The following is a 23,916-nucleotide window of genomic DNA, read 5'->3' on the forward strand; positions in this document are numbered from 1 at the left end:
TACCCTTAATGTAGTTTAAGGATGTCGTTATTTTCTGGCGATGTCTTTACGCACCTTGCTCAAAAACTCGGGGGTAATGCCCAGGTACGAGGCTATCTGCGTGCCTGGCAGGCGCTGGTATAAATGGGGATATTGCTTAATAAACGACAGGTAACGCTCTTCAGCTGTTGAGCTGATAGTTTGCAGGATACGGTTTTCCTGCTCAACAAAACGATCCTCTACAATTACCCTGAAATTTCTGTCGAATTTGGGGTTGTTGGTGAACAGGTGAAAAAGGTTGGCCTTGTTTAACTGGTAAATAACAGCCGGCTCAATGGCCTCAATATAAACGCGGCTGGGTTTTTCAAAATAAAAACTATCTATCTCCATTAGCCAGTCGCCTTCAGCCGCAAACTGCAGGTTATGCTCAGTCCCTTTTTTATCAACCTGAAATTTTTTGAAACAGCCTTCAGCAACAAAGGTATAATGATGGCAGATGTCGTTTTCCTGCAGAATAAATTGGCGACGTTTAATTTTCCGTTCGGTTACCCGTTGGGCAAGGTCGGCCTTTTCTTCCTCATCAAGGGGCAGGTATTTATCGAAACAGGAAAGGAGTTTGTTGATAGACACTACATATTATATTACGAGGCACTAATATACTGAATGATATTTACAACAAACCATTCCGGCTGGTGGAGCCTGGGCAAACGCATGTAATTGGGTTAACATAACTTAACATATTTCAGATAAATATTTACAAACCACTGATAGTCAATATTTTATATTTCATCATAGTTAACACTAAACTGAGCGCGCAATTTAGACGAATCCAAATACTTGTGCCTGCTGTTGGTAGATACAAGGTTCTTTGGTAGCTGTATCATTTAACCAAGGCCAGCCAAATAAAAACAAAGGTGTAGTTTCTTCCCGACGCCATAAGCTCATTCCATTAGCTATTTAGATGCGGTTGCCCTGATGATGGTGAAGCCCATCAAGGTGGCATGGATTTACGTATGTGATGCGCCCTACAAAAAAAGAATCTTTTACAAATAGCTTAGCCACCAATGCGTGTGCGTTTTTTTGTATTTGCCAAACCACCGGCAGGGAAAATATAAAACAACAATAACAAAAAGCCAGATGAGGTAAACGCCGCCAAGCGAATAACCAAAGGTTGCAGGGGGATCAAAACTTATCACATCTTTTAATTTAAACCCCTGCAAAGGAAACGCAATAAGGCTGATTATACGGAGAAGGTACCAATGGCATACATAGTAAAAAAATGGCACGTTCCCATAAACCATCAATATGGATGTAACCTTATTGCTTACATTTTCTGTAAACGCCAATACAATTGTCGATACGCCTAAAGTTAGGCACAGGTATAGCAACGAGCAGGGGTATTTACTCACGTTTAAAAACGAAATAATAGTCAAAGCCATTGTTTTTTGAACCGACCATGGGGCCGGGTTGCCGTAAATATTGAATGTCCTTAATATCACAAACAATAATAACAGCCCTAAGCCTGTAAAAAACAATACTTTTTGCCGCCTGAAAGCATCCACCTGCTTTTGGTACAACGAGCCAAACACATAGCCTATAAGCATAACGCCCGTCCATGGTAAAAGGGCGTAGGCCAAAATCAGGTTGCGGCCAGCGCCGTAAGGCCACCAGTTGCCAAATCCATTTGATGATAGGATCAGTTTAAACCAGAGTGTTTGGCCAACAGGGCCCACATTTATTATATCAAGTATGTTATGGCCCAAAAATATGATTGCACCAATAATGCCGATAATCGGCAGTGGCGCGTATACCAGCAGCCCCAGGATTATCATGCTGCCGCCAATAGCCCAAATTACCTGGAACACCTGGGTATGGTAACCAACATCGAGCGTCATGGCGAAGTTTATAATAACAACCTCCGCAAAAATGAGCCAGATCCCCCGTTTAATGAGATAGGAGCTTTGCTGGCGCTTAGTACGCCGGGTACCCACAAGGTAAGCCGATATGCCGCTCAGGAACACAAAGGTAGGCGCACAAAAATGAGTTATAAACCGGGTGAAAAATAAAAACGGCGTAGTGATAGCCAGGTTGGTTGCATCTGGAATGCCCAAATGAAAATAATCCCGCGCATGGTCAATCGCCATAATCAGCATGATCGCGCCGCGTAAAATATCAATTGATGCTATGCGTTGTTTTACCGGGCTTACTGCTGTGGCGGTCATGGTACTGTGGTGTTTATTTGGCTATGGAGCATACCAAACAACCGGCCCGTTAAACAAAGGAGCAGCGCCTATTATCCGGTATAAACTATTTGCAAGTTACCTTGGTTTTTAAAAATAGGCCATCACATCTTTGGGGTATTTTGGGGAGGGAAATAACCAACGAAAAGTCGACTTTCTCGGGCAAAATTTCCCCGGGCAAGCGCCGGTTGCTTTGCCAAACCCAACAGGAAAAATTACTTCGAGTACTCTTCCCTGGTAGTTAACACCACCCTGGTAGGCATATCTGATGATGTTGGAAAAAAACAAGCCGTTTCAACAACGTCCTTATCGCCCGGGTTTAATACCAAATCGGCTTCGCCTTTTGATTGCGCCACCACGTGGCCCATGGCATTGTAATAGGTAGCATCTACATAAACATTTCTAAACACCTGTTTACCAGTTGCTTTTATAGTTGCCTGCACATAATACAAGCCTTCGGTAACATCATATTTATCGCTGGTTTCCACAATTTCAACTCCGTTTAACCCGCCGTTAGTTTCAATATCTACCGGTGGGTTTCCGCTTCCATTTTCGCAGGCGCTTAACAGGGCGCTCAATAATATCATGGTTAAAATAATTTTCATTTTTCTAATTATTAAATATCCATAATATAGGCAACAAGCGGCGTGCCGAAAAAAAATATAATTATATATTGCCGTTTTCAACTGTGGGTAATATATGTTTTTGTATATTAATTACTTCTGGTATAACTTTCATATGTTACTCAAAAGTTTCCGTTTTATTAATTTGAAACTATTTAATTGGTTTGTCAGCATTAACACTAATTTTGTTATGTATAAAAATGTTGTTTTGAATTTATTACAGATCAGGGGTAATTAATGGAATTTAAGGGTATCAGTAAACGCTTTGAGGAATTGCAGGTTTGTGTTATTATCCCTACCTATAATAACCACTTTACCCTGGGTGGTGTAATAACCGATGTAGCGGCCTATAGTAACCACATCATCGTAGTTAACGATGGCTCAACAGACAATACCGAAGAGATTGTAAAATCATTCCCGCAGGTTCAACTCATCAGCTATCCCCAAAATGTAGGTAAAGGCTGGGCACTGCGCCAGGCATTTGCTTACGCCATGGAAAAAGGCTACAAATACGCTTTAACCATCGACTCCGACGGGCAGCATTTCGCCAAAGACATCCCCAACTTTTTAAATAAACTGGAAAACGTACGCGATGCCATCATCATTGGCTCCCGTAATATGGACCAGGCGGCCGTGCCGGGTAAAAGCAGCTTTGGCCACAAGTTCTCCAACTTTTGGTTTTGGGTAGAAACCGGCATCCATTGCCCCGATACCCAATCGGGTTTCAGGCTTTATCCATTGTACATGCTGGAGGGCATGAAGTTTTACACCGTAAAGTATGAGTTTGAGATCGAAGTGATCGTTCGGGCCGTTTGGCGTGGCGTGCATATGGATTCGGTACCGGTTACGGTTTACTATGCGCCCAAAGAAACCCGGGTATCGCACTTTCGCCCGTTTACAGATTTTTCGCGGGTGGGTGTATTAAACGCTTTTTTGGTAGTTATCGCCTTTGCCTGGATCAAACCGGGCGACTTTTTTCGCAACCTTTTTAAAAAAAAAGGCCGTAAAAAAATATTAGCTACCCTTTATAACCCTAACGATTCGGATGAGACCAAGGCCCTTTCTATCGGCTTCGGTATTTTTATGGGCATAGTGCCTATCTGGGGATTTCAGCTGGCGGTGGCCATATTCCTCTCTATAATATTTAAACTAAACAAGGCGCTGGTGGTGTTCTCGGCACATATCAGTATCCCGCCCATGATCCCGGTCATCCTCTTTTTAAGCTATAAGGCCGGCGAGTATTGGATGGGCGACAGGGTTGCCAATATCGCTTTCAGTTCGCATATTTCTTTTAAATCTATCGGGGCGCATTTAGAGCAGTATATTTATGGCAGTTTAACCTTAGCTGTTGTGGCTTCGTTAAGTATTGGGCTGATAACTTATGGGTTATTAAAACTGCTTAAAAAATCACCTGCTGCATTATAGTTCCCGTTTAAATGGAAAAAGGCCTGATCCTCATATATCATTATTTTTCTAAACACAAGCTTGTTTTTTATACCGTATTCGCCGCATGCTTTTTGGCCATGGGCTACTTCGCGTCGCGCGTAAAATTTGAGGAAGATATCAGCAAGGTTATCCCAAAGGATAAAAAGATTGCCAAGCTCAACGAGGTTTTTCAAAATTCCAAGTTCCTGGACAAGCTGGTGATCATGGTATCGCTTAAAGATAGCACAGCCGCTGCCAACCCGGATAGCCTTGTTGCTTACGCCGATGAATTTGCCACCGCTATTGAGCCAAAACTAAAGCCCTATATAGGCAAAGCCAATTTTAAGGTAGATGATGATGTGGTGATGAAATTGTTTGGCACTATAAGCCAGCGTTTACCCATTTATTTAACGGAGAAGGATTACAAAACCATCGATACGCTTATAACGCCAGAGAAAGTTAAACAAACCCTGGCTTATGATTACCGCACGCTCACATCGCCGGCGGGCATAGCGCTCAAAAGCATTATCAGTAACGACCCGGTTGGCATCTCCTTTATAGGCCTTAAAAAATTACAGCAGCTACAGTACGATAAAAATTTTGAACTGTACGACAACTATGTGGTTACCAAAGACCACAAAACCCTCTTGATGTTTATCACCCCGGCCTATCCCCCAAATAATACGGGGAAAAATTCGGTACTGATAAAAGGGCTCGACCAGCTGATTGACAACCTTGGCAACAGGCCCAAACGCATCGCAACTGCAACCTACTTTGGCTCGGCGGCCGTTTATTATGGCAACGCGCAGCAGCTAAGACGTGATACGGCGCTTACACAAGGTGCTACGGTTGTTGTGCTCATTTTGTTTTTAGGCTTGTACTTCCGCAAAAAAAGGGCGCCGGTTATTATTCTTATCCCGGTGCTGTTTGGTTCGCTATTCTCCCTCACGGCTATTTACTTTTTAAAGGGAAGTATCTCCGTTATTGCATTGGGCACCGGTTCAGTGGTGCTGGGTATCGCCATCAATTACTCGTTGCATGTGTTTAACCATTACCGGCACACCAAAAGCGTGGAGCAGGTTATCAGGGATCTTACTCTACCACTTACTGTGGGCAGTTTTACAACAATAGGTGGTTTCCTGTGCCTGGAGTTTGTAGAGTCGGAAATGTTGAAGGACCTGGGTTTGTTTGCGGCTTTTAGTTTGATAGGCGCGTCCATTTGCTCGCTGGTATTTTTGCCGCAGTTTATATCCACAAAAAAAGAACAGGAAAACCACACTTTTACCCAACTATCGTGGATTGATAAACTGGCCTCCTTTAATCCGGAGTACAACAAGTACATTGTTATCGGCATTATACTGCTTACGGGCGTGTTTTTTTATAAGGCCAACGATGTAACTTTTGAGTTTGATGTAGCCAAAATGAACTACATGCCGCCCGCGTTACTGCAATCGCAAAACAAACTCAACCGCATTAACCAATACGCACTGCAATCGGTTTACCTGGTATCTGAAGGAAAAACTTTGGACAGGGCGCTTATCAATAACGAAAAACTCGCCGGGCAGATTGAAAAACTGAAGGCGCAGGGCATCGTCAAAAAATCATCAGATGTATCCTCCTTCATTATCTCCGATTCGCTGCAAAAAGAGCGGGTTAACCGCTGGAATACTTATTGGACCGCCGAGAAGAAACAACAACTTTTTGCCACGCTCGAAAACGAAGGCAAGCTAAAAGGGTTTAGCGCATCGGCGTTTGAAAAGTTTAAAGTATTATTGAACAAGGATTTTTCGCATACCAACGATGATGACGTTGCCGAGATTAGGAAAAGCTTCCTGGATAATTTTATCAACGAATATCCAAGCCATTCCACGGTAGTAACGCTGGTGCAAACATCACCCGAAAAAAAAGCCGCCATATACAAAGCTTTTGAAAACGATCCGAACGTTACCGTTATTGATAAACAATACCTTACCAATAAGCTGGTGGAGATCATCAATGCCGATTTTACCAAAATAGCAGTAATGTCGTCATTATTGGTATTTGTGGTGTTGCTGCTTACCTACGGCCGCATGGAGCTGGCGTTGGTTTCTTTTATCCCCATGGCTATCTCCTGGATCTGGATTTTGGGGTTGATGGGCATTTTCGGTATCGGTTTTAATATCGTAAACATCATTATTTCGGCACTGATATTTGGCCTGGGCGATGATTACAGCCTGTACATTATGGATGGCTTGTTGCAGGAGTATAAAACCGGCAAAAAGGTATTGTCGTCCTACAAATCGTCTATATTTTTATCGGCTATAACTACTATAACCGGGCTCGGGGTTTTGATTTTTGCCAGGCACCCGGCATTGCGGTCGATAGCGGCCATATCCATCATCGGGATTGTTTGCGTGGTTATTATGTCGCAGATATTGATTCCCTTCCTGTTCAATATCCTCATTAAAAACCGGGCGGCTAAGAAGCGTTTTCCATGGACCATCAGCGGCTTTGTGATCAGCATTTTTGCCTTTACTTATTTTGTTACCGGGTGTTTGATCTTATCGGCATTGGGTTTTATATTCCGGCTGAATCCATTTAGCAAAGAAAAAGGTAAGCTGGTATACCATGCCATTTTGGCCCGGTTTTCCTGGTCGATGATTTACATTATGGGGAATGTAAAAAAAGAGATCATCAACAAGCAACTGGCCGATTTTAAAAACCCATCAGTTATCATCGCCAACCACCAGTCGTTTTTAGATATTTTGATTTTGGTGATGCTGAACCCAAGGCTCATTTTATTTACCAATAACTGGGTATGGAATTCGCCGGTATTTGGTGCCGTAGTGCGCATGGCCGATTATTTCCCGGTAGCGCAGGGCACCGAAGAAAGTATCGATGTATTGGCCGACAGGGTAAAAAAAGGCTATTCTATCGTGATATTTCCCGAAGGAACCCGATCAGTAGACGGCGAAATTAAGCGCTTCCATAAGGGAGCCTTTTACCTGGCCGAGGCTTTGAAAATGGATATCCAACCTATACTGATTCACGGCACAGGATACTGCATGACCAAGGGCGATTTCCTGCTGAAAAACGGCAAGATCACCCTGAAATACCTACCCCGCATCAAACCCGCCGATACCGGTTTTGGAACCGGCTACGCCGAGCGGACCAAAGCCATCAGCAAATATTTTAAAGCAGAGTTTAAACAGCTTAGTACAGAGATACAACAGCCGCGTTATTATCGCGAGCAACTGATTTACAATTACCTGTACAAAGGCCCGGTGCTGGAATGGTACATGCGGATAAAAGTAAGTTTAGAGAAAAACTACCAGCAATTTCATGATCTGCTGCCCCAAAAAGGCAAAATGCTTGATATTGGCTGCGGCTATGGCTTTATGCCCTACATGCTGCACTTTGCCGCCCCGCAGCGCGAGTTTACGGGTATTGATTATGATGAGGATAAAATAGAGGTCGCGAATAACAACTTTAGTAGAGATACACAAATCCATTTTGAGCACGCCGACGTATTAAGCTTTGAATTTGAAAAATACGATGCCATTATTATTGCCGACATGCTGCATTATATGCAGCCCGATGAGCAAAAGCTGATCATAGAAAGATGTATGAAAAGCTTGAACGATGGCGGCAAACTGATCATCCGCGATGGCAATAAAGATTTGAAAGAAAAGCACCGCGGCACCGAGCTGACCGAGTTTTTCTCGACCAGGTTCATCAAGTTTAACAAAGCAAGCCGGGGGCTATCGTTTTTATCAGCACAACTGGTGGAGGATATAGCAGCGGCTAACAACATGAGTTGCAAAATAATAGATGAGACAAAGTTCACATCAAATATTATTTTTGTAATTGAATAATGACGATTTGGTTTCAACTCCCCTCTTGAGAGGGGGCGGGCCGGGATAGCGAAATGGCGGGGGTGTGTTTAAACGCGCAATAACACACCCCTGCCCTTCTCAAGAGGGGATCCCTCGCCCGGTACCCGTTTTAAACCATAACGGATTTAAACTGAATATATAAAACAGGGATTAGATAAATGGAGATTTTTGATGCCGTAATTATTGGCAGTGGCATGGGTGGATTGGTGAGCGCCGATTTATTAGGCAGAGAAGGTTTTAAAGTTTGCGTTATCGAAAAAAACCAACAGATAGGCGGTTCTTTACAAACTTATGTGCGCGATAAAGTGATCTTCGATTCGGGCGTGCATTACCTTGGCGGGTTGGATGAGGGCCAAAACCTGTACCAGATATTCAAATACATCGACATTATTGATAAGCTGAAACTGCAAAAACAGGACGTTGTTTTTGACAAGATAGGGATCCACAGCGAGGACATTGAATACGAATACGCGCAGGGTTACGACAACTTCATCAGCCATATATTAAAACATTTCCCCGGCGAAGAGGCGGCGCTAAATGCTTATTGCGATAAGATTAAAGAGGTTTGCAGTAAATTCTCGCTCTACAACCTGCAAAGCGGCGACGATTTTAATGAGAAATCTGCCGTGCTGGAAATAGATACCAAAGGTTTTATTGAATCGGTAACCGATAACCCGCGTTTGCAGGCTGTACTTGCCGGCAACAATGCGCTTTACGCTGGCCAGGCCGATAAAACGCCGTTTTATGTTCACGCGCTGATCCTGAACAGCTACATTGAAAGTTCTTATAAATGCGTAGACGGCGGTTCGCAGATTGCCAAGTACATTGCCAAAAATATCCGTGCACGTGGCGGTGTTATTAAACGCAATTGCGAGGTAAAACGCATCGTGATAGAAGATGGCAAGGTATCGCACGTAGAGATAGCCGGCGGTGGTAAAATTTATGGCAAACAGTTTATTAGCAACATTCACCCGGTACAAACGCTGGAGATGACCGATAGTGATATCATTAAGCTGGCTTACCGTAACCGGTTAAAAGGGCTTGAAAACTCCGTATCGTCGTTTACCTTAAATGTGGTTTTTAAAAAGGATAGCTTCCCTTATTTTAACACCAACTATTACATCGGTAAAGAAGGCCACGTTTGGGATATTGCCGAATATACCGAAGAAAATTGGCCGCTGGGTTTTGCCTATTTTATGGCACCATCATCAAAATCACCAAACTTTGCCGACGGCGCGTCAATCCTTACTTACATGCGCTTTGAGGAGATGAAGCCCTGGGAGGATACCTTTAACACGGTATCAAACGTTAATGAACGGGGCGAAACTTACGAGGAGTTTAAGATCCGCAAAAGCGAGAAGCTGCTGGATATGGTGGAAGAGAAATTCCCCGGTTTCAGGAGTCATGTTAAATCTTATTATTCGGCCACGCCGCTTAGTTACCGCGATTATATCGGCAATGGCGATGGTTCGCTTTACGGCATTGTAAAAGATTATAAGCACACGCTAAAAACATTTATATCGCCGCGCACCAAAATACCAAACCTGTATTTTACCGGTCAAAACCTTAACCTGCATGGTATTTTAGGCACGGCCATGAGCGCTATTGTTACCTGCACCACATTACTTGGCGACGATGCCATTATAGGAAAAATTCGGAATGCGTAATAAGTGATTTTCAAGAGTGAGATAATAGACAATTACCCCTTAGGGGTTATTCATTTGTAGAAAAAACAATGATAATAGTTTGTGCCCCATAGGAGCGCTTCATTAAATTCACGTTTAAATGGATGTAACCTAACCCCATGCCAAATACCTATACTCATTTAAAAAAGACATTCAGGGAAGAATACCTGGAAATATTAGAGGGTTACGCCATAGAATACGACGAAAAATATATTTTTCACGAATTGTTGGACGAATAATGAAGCGTCCTTACAGGGCACAAACAAATAATGGTTAGGTGCTACAAATGAATTGCCCCTACCGGGGCAAGCCTTAATATTCAAAAATGGCTGTAAAATGCCCGCCCAAAAGATTGCAGGTTGAATATTCTAAGGGTAACTTTGTCCCGGCGTTGATGTATCAAACATTTATATAAACCCTAAATAATTTCAAACTGAAAAATCACAAAAAATTTAGCTGGAAAAAGTTTGGTAAAAGGACGTTATACGCATTCCTTGGCTTTGTGGGGCTTATTATTATCGGCATGGTGTATCTGTACATTGTAGCCATTGATTATCCGCCCGAGCCTAAAGACCAAAGCAGTCTTAACCTCAAACGAGAGCAGCCAAGCAAGGGATTTTACACCATCAATAACAGTTGGTTCCGCAAAAGTAAAAGCGGCTTGTTCGAAATGTATGTAGAGGGTAAACCCTTTGAGCGCGGCGTCATCAACGGCAAACTGAGCCAGGAGTTGGTGGTAGCCCAGGAAGATCACTTTGTGGAGCAGATAAGCCGCATTGTACCATCTAACTTTTACCGCCACTTTTTAAAATACTTCATCGCCTGGTTTAACCGCAACCTCGATAAAAACGTTACCGAAGAATATAAAGAGGAGATTTACGGCATCTCTAAATCTGCGTCGGATAAATACCAATACATCGGCTCTAATTATCAGCGTATTTTAAACTACCACGCCGCGCATGATATCGGTCATGCCCTGCAAAGTATGGCCTTGGTAGGCTGTACATCTTTTGGCACCTGGGGGGTAAAGAGCGAGGACAGCACCATGATTATCGGCCGTAATTTTGATTTTTATGTGGGCGATAAATTCGCACAGGATAAAATTGTAGCCTTCTTTGCCCCATCCGATGGCTATAAATTCATGACAGTTACCTGGGGTGGCTTTATAGGCGCGGTAAGCGGCATGAACGAAAAGGGCGTAAGCGTTACCATTAATGCCGATAAAACCAATATCCCAACGGGGGCCGCAACCCCGGTATCATTGGTAGCCCGCGAAATTTTGCAGTATGCCAAAAACACACACGAGGCTTATGCCATTGCCAAAAAACGCAAAATGTTTGTATCCGAGGCTTTCCTGGTAGCTTCTGCCGCCGATAATAAAGCTGTTGTAATTGAAAAAACACCAGATACGCTGGATATGTATGATCCGCACCAGGATTATATTGTTTGCGCCAATCATTTTCAGAGTAAGGGCCTCAGTCAATCTAAAGAAAATAAAGTTCAGATGGCCGAAAGCGCCTCGCCATACCGCTATAACCGTTTGATGGAATTGCTGAACGCCAACGGCAAAAATACCGTGCAAAAAGCCATAGCCATCCTGCGCGATCAGAAGGGCATGCACGGCCAAAACATTGGCATGGGCAACGAGAAGGCCATCAACCAACTGATGAGCCACCACAGCATTGTATTCGAGCCCAAAAAGCTATTGGTGTGGGTATCTACTTCGCCATGGCAGCTTGGCGAATATGTGTGCTACGACCTGAAAAAAGTGTTCGGCCTGCGTGGTATGAAGCAGGACCACGAAATAAACGAGCAACACCTCACCGTACCGGCAGATACTTTTCTTTCTACCTCACAATACAAAGATTTTGTAAATTTTCGCAGGATGCGCCAGCGCGTGCTTGACGGTGAAACCATTAATACTGATAGCCTTGTAGCTACAAACCCACAATATTACTTTGCTTACGTGATAGCCGGCGATTATACTTTTAAACTGAAAGATTATAAGAAAGCATTGGGATATTATCAAAGGGCACTAAGCAAAGTAATAGCCACCAAAAAAGAAGAAGAGCATATCAGGATACAGATTAAGAAGTGCTTGGAAAAGACAAAATAAACACCCCCATAGTTAAATAGTGTTCAATATCCCCCGATTGGGTTTTTCTGTAAAATTTACACTACCAGGCGCCTCTTTGCAACCAAAACCCTTTGATTTTTAGTAAATTCGCCGAACAATTCACTATCAATTTTTCACCTGCTTGCCCCTATTGATACAATTTGAATACCCCTGTTTCCCCTAAAATCGAAAATTCAATCATCGAGGTGCTAAACGATAGTTTTGAAGCATACTCAAACAACGTTGCTCTTGTATTTAATGGCGAATACATAACATTTGCGGTGTTAAATATGCGCGCCAATAAACTGGCCCATTTATTAATAAGCAAGGGGATAAAGCCCAACGATTTAATCCCGGTATGCCTAAACCAGGGCATCGAGCTGATAGTTGCGATTCTTGGTGTATTAAAATCAGGCGGGGCTTATGTGCCTATCGATCCGGATTACCCGGCCGCCCAGATTAATTACCTATTAAAAGATTGCCAGCCGGGGCTGATCCTTACCACAACAGAATGCCAGGACCGGCTGCAAGGGGACGCCAATGCCAGGCAAATATTGGTTGATCGGCTTGATTACAATAGCCCGGAGTATTCCGAAAACAACCCAAACATCATTATTTCGGGCGAAAGCCGGGCGTATGTAATGTACACATCCGGCACAACCGGCAACCCCAATGGGGTTATCATTGAACACCGCAGCATGGCCAATAATTTAATGTGGTCGCACCGGTATTTTAAACTGCGCGAGAGTGATGTTGTTTTACAAAAAACTACGTTTTGTTTTGACGTTTCTGTATGGGAAATTTTATGGCCGTTGCTTTCGGGCGCGCGGTTAATCATCATCAACAAAGATGACTACCGCGATAGCGAAAAGCTAAAAGCAACTATAAAGCTGTTCCGCGTAACCACTATCCATTTTATCCCGGCCATGCTGGAGTTCTTTTTATTGGATTGCAAAGTTGATGAGTACCGGGAAATAAATACTATCATATGCAGTGGCGAAGCCTTAAGCACATACCAGGTTGTTTTGTTAAAAAACAAATTGCCCAATGTTTACATACACAACTTATATGGCCCTACCGAAACCACTATCCATTCCACTTACTGGCAGGTGCCTGATAATTTTGGCACTTCAGATAAAGTATTAATTGGCCGGGCTATTGACAATACTTCGCTTTATTTACTTGATGAACAGGGAATGCAGCAAGCCCCTGGCGGCATTGGAGAGTTATATATCGGCGGCATTGGTGTAGCGCGGGGCTATCTGAATAAGCCGGAGCTTACATCAACCCGATTTATTGTAAACCCATTCAATAACGAAAAGCCGGGGCGTTTGTTTAAAACCGGAGATTTTGGCCGCCAAATGCCCGATGGGACCATAGAATATTTAGGCAGGGTTGATGACCAGGTTAAAATTGCAGGAAATAGGATTGAGCTGGAATCGATAGAAGCGGTACTTAAAACAAGCGGGCTGGCAAAGCATGCTGTTGCCGCGGTAAAAAAAACATCGTCGGGCAGTTTAAATATCATCGTATTTGTTGTTTTAAACAACGGTGTTTCCGTTGCCGATATCTGGGATTATTTACTCACTAAACTGCCCGGTTATATGTTGCCTGCAAGCATCAAAGCGGTAACCGAAATCCCCTTTACATCCAACGGTAAAATCAACAAGCATTTGTTGGTAAATCCCGAACTACCCGGAGATCAGGGACACCAGATTATTGAACCCTCAAATGAATTGGAAAATGCCATTTTTGTTTTTTGGAAATCTCTTTTTGAAACAGAAAATATAAGCGTACAGGATAATTTTTTCGACTTAGGCGGTAATTCATTGCTTGCTGTTAAGTTATTGTCGTTTTTACGGCGATATACGCAGCGGCACATTAACTACATTACCCTGCATCATTACCCCACAATTTCATCACTGGCTGATTTTTTAAGCAAGCCGGGAGCAGTGCAAAAATCAAATACCCTTATCCCACTTAAAGCTGGCGGTAACCTTGCCCCATTGTACCTGGTAAATGGAGGCGACCAGGCCGGTGATGGCTTTTTTGCCCTGGCCGCGGCCCTCGATCCAGATCAGCCCGTTTACGGGTTTGAATCAAACGGGTTTAATAACAAGGGTCACAAATTTGAAAGTATTGAAGAGGTTGCAACTCATTATGTAAACAGTATTTTGAAGGATAATCCCTACGGCCCCTATTCTGTTGCAGGATATTCTCTGGGCGGAGTGTTCGCTTTTGAAATGGCCCGGCAGTTAAAGGAATTAGGCAAAGAAGTTAAATTATTGGCCATAATTGATAGTTTAACCCGCGACCCCGCTTTAATAAAAACCCAATATTCTTTTTACACCGTGTTGCGGCTGATGGCGTTTAACATCCGTATGCTTGGTAACGGCTTAAAACCTGCGCTAAATTATAGCAAGCTGGTTTTAAAAGCTGCCATGGCAAAAATAAGATCGCGGAACATTGAACCGTTAAAGAGTAATGCGAATAACAGCACTTTAGCGGAGTTAAGTAGCAATTCGGAATCCAGCCCATTTGAGCTTAGTGTTTTTGACTTGAGCGTATCTCTCTACATAAAATACGTGATTGATAAATACGATGGAGGATTGGTTATTTTTAAGGCAAAACAAAAAACATTTTACATGGATGATTTTAAATACCTGGGCTGGAAACCCCATGCAAAAAAAATCAAAGCCATATCTATTGACGGCCACCACCTCACCCTGTTTGACGAGCCCCAGGTTGCGGCTTTTGGCAAGCGGCTACAACAGGAATTAAATGCCGGCTTTTAAATCGGCATTCGCCAGAAATCTATCCCCTCTCTGGCAGATGCTGGTTCTATAAAAACAAAAACAGCGATGAGTTTACCCCATCGCTGTTTTTGTTTCGAAAAAGTTCTGGTGTTTATTCGTTTTCAATAGCCGAAAAAACTTCCAGTAAAATATTCCACTTCTTGTTTTGGTCTATTTCCCAAATGCGTACATAGTTATAATTACCAACAACATTACCTTTGGTTATGCGCGCGTGGCCGTAACTATACGCCAGGTCGTTACTTACCGACCTGCCGGCATCGGTGGTTTCGGCGGTTATGCTTATCGCTTCGTTGTTAATAAACTTCATGATAACATCCGGGCCGGTCATTGGCTCAAAACCGGGGAAATAATAACGGCCTTCGGCGCTCAAAAACTCTTTATAGCTTGCCATTGTTGATATGGTAAGCGAATGGTTAAATATCTTGTCGGTGTTTACAATAACGCTTTTGGCGGTAAAGGGATCTTTACTTGGCGCCGATTTTGTGGTAGCGTCCGGTTCTTTAAAATCAGTAACAACTTCGCCTTCGGGTTCGGGATGTTGTATCCCCAAATCTATCAGTAGTTTTAATTTATTGTTATCGTCAACGTCGGCGCGCCAAATGGATACGTAATCGCCAAAAACTTTATCATCCTCGGTTTTACCATTTTGGTAAACGTAGGGGCCTGCGGTAAAGGCAAGATCGCCATTGGCAGATATCCGCGCAAATTTTGGCTGCCAGCTTAGTTTACCGGCCTGTTTATCAATATTACTATAAAAATCAACTATTTTAACTGCATCTGGTTTAAATACAATACCATCGGGTGCGGCAACGGCTAAAAAGCCGTCTTTTATCCCTTTACGTTCAACTAATTTATTAAATGCTTCTTCGGCATTTACAACTTTACTTACTTTAACCGGTGCTGACTGAGCCATGGCTAAAACGCTATAGCTCATAAATGTGGCGGCTAATAATACTTTCTTCATGTTTTAATGGGATATTGGGGAGGCAATTTAGTAATAAATTTTAAGTCGGCTATGCAATTACAAATTGCTTTAAATATGAATAGCTGTTTACTATTTGCAACTTATCTGCTTAATGTGAAACGAAAACCGTTATATTTAATTGTGGCCGGGGCGGGTTTATACGTATAAAAATTTGTTCGGTCATATTGATTATTGTATCAGTTAACAAGCTTTGAAGCTTAACGCTATTGCATAAGTGCAAAAACTATTAACCCAATAATATGCATAATGTTTCGTTTAAAAGCCATGTTACGCCTTTACCTTATAAATTTACGCAATTATGAAAATACATTTTTTTACTTTGATAGTGGCCGGATTGATATGTTACGGAACAATATCCAGGGCGCAAAACCAAATCCTGAACGACAACCAGGGCAAACCGGTAATGGAACAAGGCTACATAGATGTTGAAGGCAGCCCATACCTGACGGAAAACTGGCTCCCCGGTATTGTTAGCCTGGCAAACGGCAAAACAATTTCTGCGAAATTAAAATACGATTTGGTAAAGGACGAGTTGTTATTTCAAAGCCCGATGGATTCTATGCCCCTTGCCTTTGTTGCACCGGTTAAAAGCTTCCGTTTTGATATTGGCTCTATAGATGAATGTTCTCTTGCTCCGCTTATATTCAGCAACGGTTACCCGGCTATTGACGAACAATCCGAAGCTTCGTTTTACCAGGTAATTGCCGATGGAAAAGTAAAAGTATTAAAGCGGTATAAAAAAGTAATCCATTCCAATCAGGCCTTCAACTCTGCAACTACCACCAAAACATTTGCCTTGCGCGATGCTGTTTACTACTTGTTGGCCGATAATAAAATAGCCCGGCTTAAACCTACACAAAAGGCAGTCGCTGCTGTTTTGGCCGACAAAACAGACCAACTACAAACCTTCATAAAAACCAATAAAATTGATTTTAAAAGCGACCGCGACCTGGCCAAACTGTTTACGTACTATAACTCTTTGTAGGAAGAAGAGTCAAGAGATAAGAATCAAGAGTCAAGAGGGAAAACCTTTATTGCTATCTATGGTTTAGTTCGTTATGCTCCTATAACGAAAAAAGTCTTAATTCTTGATTCTTATCTCTTGGCTCTATTTTAACTTTTACTCCAGAGCGTACCCTCTTTGCTATCCTTTAACTGAAATCCAACTTTTGACAGGCCTTCACGGATTTTATCGCTGGTGGCGTAATCTTTATTTGCCTTGGCTTCGTTCCTGAGTTCGACTATCAGGTTCAGTATTTTAGGCAAATCATCGTTATCCGCCTGTTCATCTTTAAGCCCTAAAACATCCTGTACAAACGTTTTCATAAGGTTTTTAAGCAAGTCCCGATTAACCTCGTTAATCTTCATTTTGCCGTCATGTACTGAATTGATGATCCGTGATGCCTCAAACAGTTCGGCAATCAATACCGGGCTGTTAAAATCATCATTCATTGCAGCGTAGCAGCGCTCCAGCAGGGGCTCTATTTCAATTTCGGTGCTGGCTGATGCCTTTAGGCCGTCCAACAGGGCATAGGCGTTCATCAATCGCTTAAACCCTTTTTCAGAGGCCTCCATCGCGTCGTTGCCAAAATCAAGCGTACTGCGGTAATGTGCCTGCAACATAAAAAAGCGCACCGTCATGGGGCTGTAGCCCTTATTCAGGATAGAGTTTTCGCCGCTGAAAAGTTCATGGGGCAAAAAGCTGTTCCCTAATGATTTCGACATTTTTTGGCCGTTCACCGTAAGCATATTGGTATGCACCCAGTAATTGGCCGGGTTTTTACCGCAGCAGGCCACATGCTGGGCTATCTCGTTGGTATGGTGAGTTGGCACAAGATCGAGCCCGCCTCCATGAATATCAAACTGATCGCCCAAATATTTCTGACTCATGGCTGAGCATTCCAGGTGCCAGCCCGGGAAGCCCACACCCCAGGGAGATGGCCATTTCATCAGATGCTCTGGCTTGGCTTTTATCCACAGCGCAAAATCAAGCTTGCCATGTTTTTCCTGCTGACCGCCCAGCGTGCGGGTATTATTCAGTAAATCTTCCAGGTTGCGGCCGCTCAGCACGCCGTAATCTTTGGTTTTGTTATATTTTTCAACATCAAAATAAACCGATCCGTCTACTTCGTAAGCATATCCTTTTTCCAGAATAACTTTTACCATCTCTATCTGTTCAATAATATGGCCGGTAGCCGTTGGTTCAATACTTGGCGGCAGCGTGTTCAGTATCTGCATTACGTCATGAAAACCTACGGTATATTTTTGTACAATTTCCATAGGCTCCAGTTGGGCCAGTTTTGCTTTTTTCGATATTTTATCTTCGCCTTCGTCGCCCGCATCCCCTTCCAGGTGGCCGGCATCAGTTACGTTACGTACATAGCGCACCTTGTAGCCTAAATGGTTAAGGTAACGAAACATCAGATCGAAAGATATATAGGTACGGCAGTTACCCAAATGCACATCGCTGTAAACAGTTGGGCCGCACACGTACATGCCCACATGCGGGGCATTAAGGGCTTTAAATTCTTCTTTTTTGCGGGATAAAGTATTGTAAACAAACAATTTTTGTTTCATGAGGGCAAACTTACGATTTTTTCAATTTTTAGCTAATGCGGGCAGCCCGATTATTAAAGCTTACACCCCAGTGATACTATCTTTATTGATGCAATAAATGTTCGAAATCAAATTTGGGCCGATAGCCCAAAACCTGTTTTGCTTTATCGCAAACATAAACACGATCAATACTTCCGGGGAATACCCAGTTTTTACGGCGATAGATATCTTTGGCTTGGGGGAAATATTTAAGGATAACTCCTTCAGGGTTGTGTTTAAGCAGCACAAGATCATCCTTACCAAATGGCGACCCGCTGGATATATTAAAGATTTCAAAATCGGAAAATGTTATACCCAATGCCAATCGTAAAGCCTCGGCACCATCGCGCTCATCCAGGCCTCTATAAATCCGGTGATTTATTTTAAGGTTATCTTCCTCGGGCAAAAACCGCCCAACCCGATATACAGATGTTTGCAGGCCTTCTTTATAAAAAAAATCTTTGCAAAGCTGCTCGGTTGTTTGCTTGGTGATATCATAAATATCACGTGGTTTTTCGGGCAGATTTTCATCCACCCAAACTGCCTTCGCGTGGTCAACTAAAGCGCTCCCATAAATGGATGTTGTGCTGGTATACAAAAACCTGTTTACACCGTGTTTAACACAGGCATTAAGTAAATTAAGCGTACCAATAATATTTGTTTGTATAAAAGCTTCCCTTGGGTAATTAAGCTCATAGTGCTTGCCATGTACGGCTGCAGTATGAATAATGGCATCAAACCCGCGGCAAAGGCTTTCGGTCTCGCTTTTGTTTTTTATGTCGATAATATCATTCGTAGTAGCCGCGGGTATCAGATCAATACCTGTAACATGATGGCCAAACGCCTTTAAATGTTTTACGGTGGCCGAACCTAACTGACCGGATGAACCGGTAACCAGAATTTTCATGTCCGATATTTAATTTAAAACCAGGTCGCTTCGTAGCGGAAAGTGGTCAGAAAGCTTTTTCTCGATAATCAGGTACGATGCCACATCAAACTGCGGGCTCACCATAATATAATCAATCTGGTAGTTGGGGAAGTCGCCATTGTAGGTACGCCCAAAACCGGCACCTTTTTCGCGGAAGGCGTTTTTAAGGCCTTTTGCCATTTGGTTTACCGCAAAAGATGTTGGCGTATCGTTAAAATCGCCGGATATAATATAGGGATATGGGCATTGCGCAGCATGGGCTTTTATTTTAAAAACCTGTTCGCTACGCTTTATAAATGCCGTCTTCAATTTACCGCCCAGCCTTTTGGTTGATTGTATATCTGTTTTACCTTTTTTTGATACGCTATCAAGGTATTTATAATCCTCGGGGTTAAATTTTATTGATTGTAAATGAAGGCTGTAAACCCTGAATGTTTTTTCGCCTTTTTTTACATCGATGTACAAACACTGGTTTGCCGATGACCTATCGGCAGCCAGTTGGATTAAGCCTTTGGCTACAATGGGATACTTTGAGAAAACAGCCATCCCGATTGCCTCCGAACTATTGAAATTAAGCGGCTCGAAATAGTAATTATTGGCGCCCATTATTTTTACAATAGAGTCGCGCATATCGTACTCGCCCTTATAGCGGGTATAAAACTCCTGGAAACCGATAATATCCGGCTTTTGATCATTAATGAGTTCCAGGATCTCGTGCTTGGTAGATACATCATTTTTTGACCCATAATGTTTAAAGTTATGAACGTTGTAGGTCATCATCCTTACCGAGTTGATACCCGGTGCCGGCGAAAATGTTGATGCCGTACTCAATCCCACATTGTTATTGAGCACACCCCAGCCAATCAAAATTGTGATCATAGAAAGCGCCGCCGGCCAGCGCCAGCGCAACAGCCAAACCAGCATCATGATTACATTAAGCAAAAGTATTGGCGGGTAGGCAAGGCCAAAAAAAGCAATCGGCCAAAAAGTTTTGGGGTTAACGGAGGGTGCAAGATAACTAAGCAATAAAGCAACGCAAAGCAGCAGGTTTATCCATAAAAATACTTTATCAATAAAACCTAATCCACTTTTTTTATTTTTCATTCTTGCTTGCGCGGGATAATGTCTCTTTCTCCTGTCTGCTCAGGCTATCAACGCCTGTTTGTGATATTTTATCTAATATACGGTCAATTTCGTCCTGGCGGGGATATTCAGCGCTGTTTTTACCGGTATTGCTGTATACAACCTTTAATTTTGACTTTGATTTGAAGATATTGGCAATGCCGGTTATCCAATCGTGGCCACGCTGCAGTTGTTTAATGTAGATAAAACCGAGTAGCGCTCCTCCAAGGTGGGCTATTTCGCCACCGGCATTAGGGCCTATGATACCAAGGAAATCTATAACAAGTATAAACAGCACCAGCCATTTTAGTTTTACCGGCCCTATCAGTATCAATGATATAGTATAGTTTGGCAAAAGTGTAGCAGTTGCCACAACAATGGCCATTACACTTGCCGATGCACCAACAATTGTACTACCCTCGGCAGCATGTAAGGCTGTAAACGCTGGTAACACATTCAAGCATAACACATACATAAAAGCCCCGGCAAGGCCACCCATGATATATAAACCTATAGTTCGCTTGTTGCCCAAATATTCCTCAAAAATCTGCCCCATCCAATATAGCCAAAGCATATTAAACAGGATATGCAATACACCGGCATGCATAAACATGTAAGTAAGCAACGTCCATGAATGAATTAACAGTTTTGACAGGCTTGCCGGCAACAGCAGGTACTCGTTGGTGTATCGCAGGATCGCGCTATTGCCGAAACCTGTAAAAAGCTGCTCGACAATTGCCGTTAGATTTATCGCCAAAAAAACAATCACATTGATACCAATAAGCAGGTTGAGCTTATTGCCCGACCGCAACATTTTGTATTGGATATTTTGCCAAAGGGTGCTCATAATAAAACCTTTATTAATTTGATAACTCCTGTTTATTGTTAAAAATTGTTAGTTATGTTGCAATCGCCAAATTTTTACCATAATATAACCAATTAATGCGCCGCCAAGGTGGGCAAAGTGTGCTACCGGATCCCATGAAAATTTTTCATATCCCATAAATAGCTCTATAACAACATATATTGGTATAATATATTTTGCCTTGATGGGCACAGGTATAAACATGATCATTAATTCAAGGTTCGGATACAACATGCCAAAGGCCACCAGCAAACCAAATATCGCACCTGATGCTCCTACTGTTGGTGTGTAGTAAATAGCTGCAAGCTTGTCGCCTCCCCCAAGATATTGATCAAATGTTGATTGAAGTTCTGGATGCGATATGGTAAATGTGCCTGTTATAGCATGTACTTCACACGCCTGAACTGCAAAATTACAAAGAACCCCACCTATTCCGCATAAAAAATACAGATTGAAAAATTTTTTTGATCCCATGGCATACTCCAGGATAGGGCCAAAAGAAAACAGCGCGAACATGTTAAAAAAGATATGCCCGATACCCGCGTGCATAAACATGTAGGTAATTATTTCCCAGGGCCTAAAAAATGGAGAATTAAAATAATAAACAGGTAAAACCTGCATTATCTTAGGAATATATTTCCCGATGGTAAGATCTCCTATAAAAAACAAAATATTTATAATCAGCAGGTTTTTTACTACTGGTGTGATATTGGCAAAAGGCGATTGATTGTATCCGTTCATAGTATAGTTAAAGCCCTGGGGCTATTTTTCAAAGCGTTCCATTAGTTCGGCCAGCGTAAATGTACTGATTACGGGCTTACCGTTCAATGCCTGGTTAGGCGATTGGCAGGCAAAAAGCTGGTCGATAAGCTGGTTCATCTCTTCCAGCGATAATTTAGTGCCTGTTTTAAGCGCAGCATTACGGGCTAATGACCTTGCAAGGTTATCCCGCTTATCTACTTTTAAAATGGCCATATTGTTTTTAAACCCTTCCAGTAAATGTTCTAAAAGTTCGTGTTCGTCAACATTGCTCAAATCGGCCGGTATGCCGTCAACAACCACGGTGTTTTTGCCAAACTCGCGAATGTCAAAGCCCAGGGCCTTAATATCGGGCAAAAGCTCCCTCAATAACTCAAAATCGCTGCCGTTTAGTGTTACCGATTGCGGAAATAAACTTTGCTGACTTACGCCCGAATGGTGCTGTAGTTGCTGTAAAAAACGCTCATACAAAATACGCTCATGAGCGGCCTGCTGCCCTATCAGCATAAAGCCCGATTTAATTTGCGACAAAATAAACCGGTTATGGATTTGAAACAACTGCCGTTCGCTGGGTTTGCTTACCTCCTGCTCATCAACAGCAATGCTTTTTTCCTCGTGCATCTGTTGCTGCAGGCTGGTTTCCTTTTTGCTTATCTCGTACAGGGTATCCCAGTTATTGGGTATAGGGGTGTTGCGATAATCGTTGCTGTCCCTCAAAAAGGGGTGTTGCTCGCGCGTTGCCGCTTTTTTCTCGGCAGCAAACGGGTTAAAATCCGGGTTGAATGAAATTGTTGGCGCAATAATCTCCTCGAATGGTTTCGGCGTTATCAGGTGTTCAATGCTGTTTTCCTGATCAAAATCCAAACTTGGGGTAATGTTATACCTGCCTAAAGACCGTTTTACTGCCGAGCGGATGATGGCATAAATGGCCTTCTCATCCTGGTACTTGATCTCGGTTTTGGTAGGATGTACGTTAATATCAATCTTTGATGGATCGATATCGATGAACAGTACGTAAAACGGGTAACAATCATCGGGCAACAACTCCTCAAAGGCTGTAAGTACGGCGTGGTTCAAATACGCATCGCGGATAAAGCGGTAGTTTACAAAAAAGAATTGTTCGCCCCGTGTTTTACGGGCAAACTCAGGCTTGCCAACAAAACCACGCAGATTAATAATGGTTGTATCTTCTTCAACCGGCACCAGGCGCTGGTTATAGTTATTGCCAAACAGGTGCACTATCCGTTGCTTTAAAGCAGCGCCGGGCAAATGATAAACTTCCTGACCATCATGGTGCAGGGTAAAAAATATTTGTGGATTGGCCAGCGCAACCCGTTGAAATTCGTCGATGATATGGCGCATTTCTACCGGGTTACTTTTTAAAAAGTTACGGCGGGCGGGGGTGTTATAAAATAAGTTTTTGATGGATATGGATGTCCCTGTATTAGCCGAACAGGCCTCCTGGCTAATCACTTCCGACCCTTCGATAAAAATACAGGTACCCAGCTCATCTTCATATCGGCGGGTTTTTAATTCCACCTGCGCAATAGCGGCTATCGATGCCATGGCCTCGCCCCTGAAACCCATAGTGCGGATGGCGAACAGGTCTTCGGCCTTGCGAATTTTGGAGGTAGCATGCCGCTCAAAGCACATGCGGGCATCGGTTAGGCTCATGCCGCAACCATCATCAATAACCTGTATCAATGATTTTCCGGCATCTTTAATAATAAGCTGTATTTTACCCGCCCCGGCATCAATAGCGTTCTCCACCAATTCTTTTACCGCCGATGCCGGTCGTTGTACCACCTCGCCAGCGGCAATCTGGTTGGCAACGGCATCTGGTAAAAGCTGAATTATATCTGACATTTAAAAAAATTCCCTTCAATTTCGTTTTCGATGCTAA

Annotated in this window: 16 protein-coding genes; 6 read left to right on the forward strand and 10 right to left on the reverse strand. The window is 42.9% G+C overall.

All coding sequences use genetic code 11. The features are described 5' to 3' along the window. Positions 1-27: 27 nt before the first annotated feature. The 3 genes from AC1RM2_RS14640 to AC1RM2_RS14650 form a co-directional block, all read right to left on the reverse strand. Entirely contained in the window at positions 28-609 is a 582-nt protein-coding gene (locus tag AC1RM2_RS14640; protein ID WP_492985872.1) for a Crp/Fnr family transcriptional regulator, read from the reverse strand. Positions 610-1,022: 413 nt separating this feature from the next. Beyond that, positions 1,023-2,201 carry an acetyltransferase domain-containing protein gene (locus AC1RM2_RS14645; RefSeq protein WP_492985874.1) on the reverse strand — a complete coding sequence of 393 codons (1,179 nt, stop codon included), beginning with the start codon at positions 2,199-2,201 and terminating at the stop codon, positions 1,023-1,025. 233 nt (positions 2,202-2,434) lie between these two features. Beyond that, positions 2,435-2,824, reverse strand: coding sequence for a hypothetical protein (locus AC1RM2_RS14650; RefSeq protein WP_492985875.1), 390 nt, complete (start codon positions 2,822-2,824; stop codon positions 2,435-2,437). A gap of 255 nt (positions 2,825-3,079) precedes the next feature. Here AC1RM2_RS14650 and AC1RM2_RS14655 point away from each other — a divergent pair, with 255 nt between their 5' ends. The 5 genes from AC1RM2_RS14655 to AC1RM2_RS14675 all read left to right on the forward strand — a co-directional run bounded on the left by AC1RM2_RS14655 (position 3,080) and on the right by AC1RM2_RS14675 (position 14,738). Continuing rightward, a complete protein-coding gene (locus tag AC1RM2_RS14655) occupies positions 3,080-4,267 on the forward strand; it encodes a DUF2062 domain-containing protein (RefSeq protein WP_492985877.1) in 1,188 nt (395 codons plus the stop codon). A gap of 11 nt (positions 4,268-4,278) precedes the next feature. After that, positions 4,279-8,121 (forward strand): 1-acyl-sn-glycerol-3-phosphate acyltransferase, encoded by a 3,843-nt coding sequence (locus AC1RM2_RS14660; protein WP_492985878.1) that lies wholly within the window; start codon positions 4,279-4,281, stop codon positions 8,119-8,121. 179 nt (positions 8,122-8,300) lie between these two features. Further along, the gene (locus AC1RM2_RS14665) at positions 8,301-9,809 is read left to right on the forward strand and encodes a phytoene desaturase family protein (RefSeq protein ID WP_492985880.1); all 1,509 of its coding nucleotides are present in this window, start codon (positions 8,301-8,303) and stop codon (positions 9,807-9,809) included. A gap of 541 nt (positions 9,810-10,350) precedes the next feature. After that, complete coding sequence (locus tag AC1RM2_RS14670; protein WP_492985881.1) at positions 10,351-11,943, forward strand: C45 family autoproteolytic acyltransferase/hydrolase; 1,593 nt, start codon at positions 10,351-10,353, stop codon at positions 11,941-11,943. 161 nt (positions 11,944-12,104) lie between these two features. Then, positions 12,105-14,738: a non-ribosomal peptide synthetase gene (locus AC1RM2_RS14675; protein WP_492985883.1), complete on the forward strand. Its 2,634-nt coding sequence runs from the start codon at positions 12,105-12,107 to the stop codon at positions 14,736-14,738. A gap of 112 nt (positions 14,739-14,850) precedes the next feature. Here the strand turns inward: AC1RM2_RS14675 and AC1RM2_RS14680 are convergent, their stop codons facing one another. Beyond that, positions 14,851-15,723, reverse strand: coding sequence for a Cif family virulence factor (locus AC1RM2_RS14680; protein ID WP_492985885.1), 873 nt, complete (start codon positions 15,721-15,723; stop codon positions 14,851-14,853). A gap of 319 nt (positions 15,724-16,042) precedes the next feature. On the opposite strand from AC1RM2_RS14680, the gene AC1RM2_RS14685 reads away from it, so the two are divergent. Then, positions 16,043-16,729: a hypothetical protein gene (locus AC1RM2_RS14685; RefSeq protein WP_492985886.1), complete on the forward strand. Its 687-nt coding sequence runs from the start codon at positions 16,043-16,045 to the stop codon at positions 16,727-16,729. Positions 16,730-16,857: 128 nt separating this feature from the next. Here AC1RM2_RS14685 and cysS read toward each other — a convergent pair whose 3' ends face one another. From cysS to mutL, 6 genes are all read right to left on the reverse strand, one after another. Next, positions 16,858-18,321 carry a cysteine--tRNA ligase gene (cysS, locus tag AC1RM2_RS14690; RefSeq protein WP_492985887.1) on the reverse strand — a complete coding sequence of 488 codons (1,464 nt, stop codon included), beginning with the start codon at positions 18,319-18,321 and terminating at the stop codon, positions 16,858-16,860. 82 nt (positions 18,322-18,403) lie between these two features. Continuing rightward, entirely contained in the window at positions 18,404-19,246 is an 843-nt protein-coding gene (locus tag AC1RM2_RS14695; RefSeq protein WP_492985888.1) for an NAD-dependent epimerase/dehydratase family protein, read from the reverse strand. Between the two features lie 9 nt (positions 19,247-19,255). Next, positions 19,256-20,371, reverse strand: coding sequence for an endonuclease/exonuclease/phosphatase family protein (locus tag AC1RM2_RS14700; protein ID WP_492985890.1), 1,116 nt, complete (start codon positions 20,369-20,371; stop codon positions 19,256-19,258). Further along, complete coding sequence (locus AC1RM2_RS14705; RefSeq protein WP_492985891.1) at positions 20,361-21,236, reverse strand: rhomboid family intramembrane serine protease; 876 nt, start codon at positions 21,234-21,236, stop codon at positions 20,361-20,363. Before AC1RM2_RS14705 ends, AC1RM2_RS14700 begins: the two co-directional genes overlap by 11 nt. A 48-nt stretch (positions 21,237-21,284) precedes the next feature. Then, entirely contained in the window at positions 21,285-21,995 is a 711-nt protein-coding gene (locus AC1RM2_RS14710) for a rhomboid family intramembrane serine protease (RefSeq protein ID WP_492985893.1), read from the reverse strand. A gap of 21 nt (positions 21,996-22,016) precedes the next feature. Continuing rightward, positions 22,017-23,879, reverse strand: coding sequence for a DNA mismatch repair endonuclease MutL (mutL, locus tag AC1RM2_RS14715; RefSeq protein WP_492985895.1), 1,863 nt, complete (start codon positions 23,877-23,879; stop codon positions 22,017-22,019). Between the last annotated feature and the right edge of the window lie 37 nt (positions 23,880-23,916).

The organism is Mucilaginibacter sp. GW822-FHT03E02, from assembly GCF_058801545.1.

Bases quoted from the DNA above. Each gene is read 5' to 3' on its own strand.
- AC1RM2_RS14645 (WP_492985874.1), bottom strand. From the start codon at position 2,201: ATGACCGCCACAGCAGTAAGCCCGGTAAAACAACGCATAGCATCAATT.
- AC1RM2_RS14650 (WP_492985875.1), bottom strand. From the start codon at position 2,824: ATGAAAATTATTTTAACCATGATATTATTGAGCGCCCTGTTAAGCGCC.
- AC1RM2_RS14655 (WP_492985877.1), top strand. From the start codon at position 3,080: ATGGAATTTAAGGGTATCAGTAAACGCTTTGAGGAATTGCAGGTTTGT.
- AC1RM2_RS14660 (WP_492985878.1), top strand. From the start codon at position 4,279: ATGGAAAAAGGCCTGATCCTCATATATCATTATTTTTCTAAACACAAG.
- AC1RM2_RS14665 (WP_492985880.1), top strand. From the start codon at position 8,301: ATGGAGATTTTTGATGCCGTAATTATTGGCAGTGGCATGGGTGGATTG.
- AC1RM2_RS14670 (WP_492985881.1), top strand. From the start codon at position 10,351: ATGGTGTATCTGTACATTGTAGCCATTGATTATCCGCCCGAGCCTAAA.
- AC1RM2_RS14680 (WP_492985885.1), bottom strand. From the start codon at position 15,723: ATGAAGAAAGTATTATTAGCCGCCACATTTATGAGCTATAGCGTTTTA.
- AC1RM2_RS14685 (WP_492985886.1), top strand. From the start codon at position 16,043: ATGAAAATACATTTTTTTACTTTGATAGTGGCCGGATTGATATGTTAC.
- cysS (WP_492985887.1), bottom strand. From the start codon at position 18,321: ATGAAACAAAAATTGTTTGTTTACAATACTTTATCCCGCAAAAAAGAA.
- AC1RM2_RS14695 (WP_492985888.1), bottom strand. From the start codon at position 19,246: ATGAAAATTCTGGTTACCGGTTCATCCGGTCAGTTAGGTTCGGCCACC.
- AC1RM2_RS14700 (WP_492985890.1), bottom strand. From the start codon at position 20,371: ATGAAAAATAAAAAAAGTGGATTAGGTTTTATTGATAAAGTATTTTTA.
- AC1RM2_RS14705 (WP_492985891.1), bottom strand. From the start codon at position 21,236: ATGAGCACCCTTTGGCAAAATATCCAATACAAAATGTTGCGGTCGGGC.
- AC1RM2_RS14710 (WP_492985893.1), bottom strand. From the start codon at position 21,995: ATGAACGGATACAATCAATCGCCTTTTGCCAATATCACACCAGTAGTA.
- mutL (WP_492985895.1), bottom strand. From the start codon at position 23,879: ATGTCAGATATAATTCAGCTTTTACCAGATGCCGTTGCCAACCAGATT.